Source organism: Pelatocladus sp. (genome assembly GCF_059505505.1).
In genome coordinates, this window is the sequence record NZ_JCACKS010000153.1 from 1 (window position 1) to 4,427 (window position 4,427).

Annotated in this window: 8 protein-coding genes; 4 read left to right on the plus strand and 4 right to left on the minus strand. The window is 39.3% G+C overall.

The annotated features are described in order from the left end of the window. Nucleotides 1-169: 169 nt before the first annotated feature. On the minus strand, nt 170-559 hold the full coding sequence (locus tag AC5JMK_RS12715) for a DUF6444 domain-containing protein (RefSeq protein WP_495910242.1): 390 nt from the start codon (nt 557-559) through the stop codon (nt 170-172). A 13-nt stretch (nt 560-572) separates the two neighbouring features. Between AC5JMK_RS12715 and AC5JMK_RS12720 the strand changes: the two genes are divergently transcribed. Further along, nucleotides 573-695 (plus strand): hypothetical protein, encoded by a 123-nt coding sequence (locus tag AC5JMK_RS12720; RefSeq protein WP_495910243.1) that lies wholly within the window; start codon nt 573-575, stop codon nt 693-695. A 41-nt stretch (nt 696-736) separates the two neighbouring features. Next, a complete protein-coding gene (locus AC5JMK_RS12725) occupies nt 737-1,009 on the plus strand; it encodes a hypothetical protein (protein ID WP_495910244.1) in 273 nt (90 codons plus the stop codon). 150 nt (nt 1,010-1,159) lie between these two features. Here AC5JMK_RS12725 and tnpA read toward each other — a convergent pair whose 3' ends face one another. Continuing rightward, nucleotides 1,160-1,555 (minus strand): IS200/IS605 family transposase, encoded by a 396-nt coding sequence (gene tnpA, locus AC5JMK_RS12730; RefSeq protein ID WP_495910248.1) that lies wholly within the window; start codon nt 1,553-1,555, stop codon nt 1,160-1,162. 202 nt (nt 1,556-1,757) lie between these two features. Between tnpA and AC5JMK_RS12735 the strand changes: the two genes are divergently transcribed. Beyond that, on the plus strand, nt 1,758-3,047 hold the full coding sequence (locus tag AC5JMK_RS12735; RefSeq protein WP_495910249.1) for an RNA-guided endonuclease InsQ/TnpB family protein: 1,290 nt from the start codon (nt 1,758-1,760) through the stop codon (nt 3,045-3,047). Between the two features lie 31 nt (nt 3,048-3,078). Next, nucleotides 3,079-3,408: a clan AA aspartic protease gene (locus AC5JMK_RS12740; RefSeq protein WP_495910245.1), complete on the plus strand. Its 330-nt coding sequence runs from the start codon at nt 3,079-3,081 to the stop codon at nt 3,406-3,408. 381 nt (nt 3,409-3,789) lie between these two features. On the opposite strand, the gene AC5JMK_RS12745 is transcribed toward AC5JMK_RS12740, so the two are convergent. Both AC5JMK_RS12745 and AC5JMK_RS12750 read right to left on the minus strand, forming a co-directional pair. Further along, nucleotides 3,790-4,125, minus strand: coding sequence for a XisI protein (locus tag AC5JMK_RS12745; RefSeq protein ID WP_495910246.1), 336 nt, complete (start codon nt 4,123-4,125; stop codon nt 3,790-3,792). Nucleotides 4,126-4,159: 34 nt separating this feature from the next. Next, on the minus strand, nt 4,160-4,427 hold a 268-nt coding region (locus AC5JMK_RS12750; protein ID WP_495910247.1), incomplete at its 5' end, for a tetratricopeptide repeat protein.

Genomic DNA, 4,427 nt, shown 5'->3' on the forward strand with positions numbered 1-4,427 from the left:
GAAGATATCCGCGCCATTGACGAAGAGTTAGGAATTCCAGTGGTGTATGTTTTAACCCACATTCCGCACTTCATTTTGTAATATGCTTGTCTTATGAAGTTTGGGCTAATGGTAGTTAAATAGCGATCGCCAAAAGCCTAAAAAATAGCAGTGTTAATACTTAATACCATTAACGGTTTTTTGTAAGATTTGTTGAAGCACTATATATTACATTCTGAAGTGCGGAATGTGGGTTACATTTTTCTATTGGGTACAAGTCCCGACTCTTACCTTCATGCCCTGGTTGCCCTCCGCGTTTTTTGTTGCTTTTGTTTTTGTGCAACTCTTTTCCAAATCCTGGTGGGTCGGATGAAGGTGGCGACGATGAGTTTTTCGATGTGCGTTTGACTTTTTCTAATAGTTGCTGCTGGTCTGTCAGTAATTGGGTAACCTGTTGTTCTAATTTTTCAATGCCCTGCGCCATTGACTCCACCATTTTTTTGACCTGGCTGGAGTTTTCTCCCAATCTTTTTGGGGTATCTGCTCTAAATACCTGGGGCGCTCTTGTTCCATAAATCATAGACTACCAGATTGTGGTTACTATTTTTTACGAGCGCGCCTTTACTTCTGAATTATTGGGTGGTGCGCCGCAGGCGCACCCCCCTGAACGCTTACCAAACAAGTCAATGCGATCGCTCGATCACCCACCTCTATAATGAGAATATGGAAAAACAGTAGGGTAAAGGCAGGTGTAATTATGCAGGCTATTTTTTGGACTGTAGAGGAAGTTGCCCAAAGAGCCAAACAGTTTTACGAAAATGGGATTCGCCAAGAAGTTGAACATGGCGATAATATTGGCAAGATGATTGTGATTGATGCTGAAACTGGTGAATATGGAATTGATAAATGTGGTGTTGAATCAGGATTAATGTTGAAGCAGAAAAATCCCAACGCCAGATTATTTACTATGCGAATCGGTTATGATGTTGCATTTAGTTTTGGTGCTTCGATAGAGCGTATAGTTGAATGATTTACGGAAGATTAATCGATCGCAAGGCTATAGTTCCAGTTATTTTTCGTTTACAGTAATTGAAGCAGAAAGCCCACAAAGGACAGTTGCGTAGCAACGATTCCTGTCATGCGCGGTGTGGGATGAATGTGTTGCACCTTTAGGTGCAGTCTATCTTGTCTTTTGATTAGCAATATACCTTTTAATTGTTTCACTAGAAGCGTCTCCAGCAGTACTACAAAAATAGCTTCTAGTCCACATTGAAGGGAGTTTTAATAAATGTGGAAATTCTTGTCTAAGTACTCTGGACGTAAAACCTTTCAGCCTAAACATTATTTGGTCGGGTGCTAAAGTTGGTGGACAACAAAGAAATAAATCTACATGGTCTTCCATAATTTCAAGAGCTATAATTTCGCAATCTAGCTCTTTTGTTTTTTCATACAACAATTCTTCAAGTCGTTTAGCAACATTTTCAATAAGTACCTTTTTCCTTCTTTTAGGTATCCAAACAAAATGATAGTTGATGAGAGTGACTGAAGTTGTTTTATGTCGATATTTGCTAATCATTTTTAAAGTTATAATAAAGTTGCGGTCAATAGCTTGCACTTATCAACCATATTGTACTATATTAGACTTATCGTCAACAGGTCGAAATGAGGGTCTTCCACGTATCTAAATCGGGCAGGCTTCTGGGTTTTTTTGATACGCAAACAGGGCTATTCGTCGGGTATATTAAGCCTGCCCGATTTAGAAGGGGACAATGCAAACGATGTTAGTTTTAGAAGCTAAGTTAAAAGGTAAACAAAGTCAGTACAATTCAATAGATGAAGCCATTAGAACTGCTTTGTTTATTCGCAACAAAGCTCTAAGACATTGGATGGATAACAAAGATGTTGGCAGAAGTGACCTGCAAAAACTTTGTGCTGTTTTAGCCAAGGAATTTAACTTTGCCACTAAACTTAATTCGATGGCACGTCAGGCTTCTGCTGATAGAGCATGGTTAGCAATTGCTCGTTTTTATGACAATTGCAAAAAACAGAAATTAGGTCACGCATTTGGCTTGGGAGATAGGGGCAGGCTTAATAACTCCTGCGATACGCCCAATCATCAACTCGACTATACAACGAAGCCTGCCCCTATCTCTAAGATTCGCCCTCGTAAAAAAGGATTCCCACGATTTAAAAAACGTGGACATTCTGTAGAGTATAAAACATCAGGATGGAAACTTTCTAATGATAGAAAGCACATCGTATTTAGTGATGCTTTTAATATTGGTAAGTTAAAGCTTGTTGGTACTCGTGACTTAAATTTCTACTCTATCAAACAGATTAAGCGTGTCAGAATAGTCAAGCGTGCTGATGGTTACTATTGTCAATTCTGTGTTGACGTTAAACGTAAAGAACAGCATCAACATAGTGGAAGTCAAGTTGGAATTGATGTCGGTCTAGAGTTTTTCTACACTGATTCTAAAGGTAGAACAGTAGAGAATCCTAGACTACTACGCAAGTCTGAGAAATCTTTAAAACGTAAACAACGCCAAGTTTCAAATAGTAAAAAAGGTTCATCTAATCGTCATAAAGCTGTCAAAAAGTTAGCTAAAAAGCACCTCAAGGTAAGTAGACAGAGGAAAGATTTTGCTGTTAAGACAGCAAGAACTCTAGTCCAGTCAAACGACTTGGTAGTCTATGAGGACTTGCAGGTAAAAAATATGGTCAAAAACCATCATTTAGCTAAATCTATCAGCGATGCATCTTGGTCACTGTTCACTGATTGGGTGGACTACTACGCCAAAGTTTTTGATACTTGGGCAATAGCAGTTGCACCCCACTACACAAGTCAAGATTGTTCAGTTTGTGGGACACGAGTTAAAAAAACGTTGTCTACTCGTACCCACAAATGCCATTGTTGCGGAACAGTCATGCACCGTGACCACAATGCAGCGATTATGATTTTGAACAAAGGATTAAAAAATACGGTAGGGCATACCGAAATTCAAGCTTGTGGACAGAACGACCTCTATCTAGGTGGGGAAACTCCTCTAGACAAGTTGGCTGGATGAAACAAGAATCCCACGTGCTTCAGCCGTGGGAGTGTCAACACAACAACCTGATTTCTCCCTGGATTTTGTTGTCGATACTGGATTTAACGGCTATCTTACTTTACCACCGCAAGCAGTCGGTGCAATGAATCTTCCTTTGCATTCCAGTACACCTATCAAATTAGCTGACGGTAGCGAAGCTTTAACAGCTATACATTTAGCGACTGTTGTTTGGGATGGTATAGAAAAAGTAGTCCTCGTTTTAGCTTCCGGTTATAAGCCTTTACTGGGAGCCGCAATGATGGAAGGTTATCATCTTGAGATAAATTTTGCAGACAATGGTTTGGTTTCGTTAGAAAAAATTCCAGGTTCTATCTCATAAATTGGATAGCGCGTAGACGCAACGCGGTTTGTGGTTAGACATCGCTCTTTTCTGCAAATTAGATATATTTCCCACACTTGGTATATTTATTTTCTTGCCTTACAAATAAAACCCTGGATTTTTATCAATATAAATACTTAAATAGATTGATTGCGGTAATAATAGCTGCTGGTAATGTAAAGGCGATACCTTTCCTGCGGAACGCTACGCGAACGGTGGGCTTCTCTACGAGACGCTCCGCGAACGCCAACGCGCTTAACGATGAGCGAACAATCCTACATTTATGTTAAAGCCAAGGCAAAAGCGATGGTCAAAGACCACTCTTAGAGAGTATCACCATATTTTTAAACAAGAGCAAATCACCAGAAAGTAATTGCTGCATTAAGCTACACCATAATCAGTATATTGACGCTTGTATGGAGCTTGCAAACCCAAAATGATATCCTCTGGTGGTACTCCCATCACTACTAACTCCTCTGCGGGATTGCGATCGGTTAAATTCTGTTGTAGCCAGATTTTGCCATCCTTAATATCAAAATGCATCACGCATCGATAAATACGATTCAATCCTTGCCAACCTACATTCATCCATTGATAATGATTGCGTTCTGTGTCTAAAATCAGTTGAACCTCGACATCCTTATCTGAGATATCATCACTGGCATAGTTCGTCAAAAGTTTTGTAACATACTCTTGATATTTTGTTAGTTTATCCACTCTACAATTACCTCATCTACTGGATTGTAAATAATTAATAGTACCTGCGTAAATATTCCAGGTTTCCCCGAATAACCACCGTATTGGGATGATTTGCACCCAAAGTGCGATCGGCAATTTCCAAAGCTTTTATATAAAGATGTTCTGCGACTTTGTACTTTTTTTGGGAATGGTATAATTCTCCTAAATTATTCAAGCTAAATGCATAATCGGGATGATTTTCCCCGATAATGGATTTTTTTAATTTTATAGCTATAGCCATTGAGATTAGGACGTAGACTATAAGAGTGTCTATTGCTTCT

Bases quoted from the DNA above. Each gene is read 5' to 3' on its own strand.
- tnpA (WP_495910248.1), bottom strand. From the start codon at position 1,555: ATGATTAGCAAATATCGACATAAAACAACTTCAGTCACTCTCATCAAC.
- AC5JMK_RS12725 (WP_495910244.1), top strand. From the start codon at position 737: ATGCAGGCTATTTTTTGGACTGTAGAGGAAGTTGCCCAAAGAGCCAAA.
- AC5JMK_RS12735 (WP_495910249.1), top strand. From the start codon at position 1,758: ATGTTAGTTTTAGAAGCTAAGTTAAAAGGTAAACAAAGTCAGTACAAT.
- AC5JMK_RS12715 (WP_495910242.1), bottom strand. From the start codon at position 559: ATGATTTATGGAACAAGAGCGCCCCAGGTATTTAGAGCAGATACCCCA.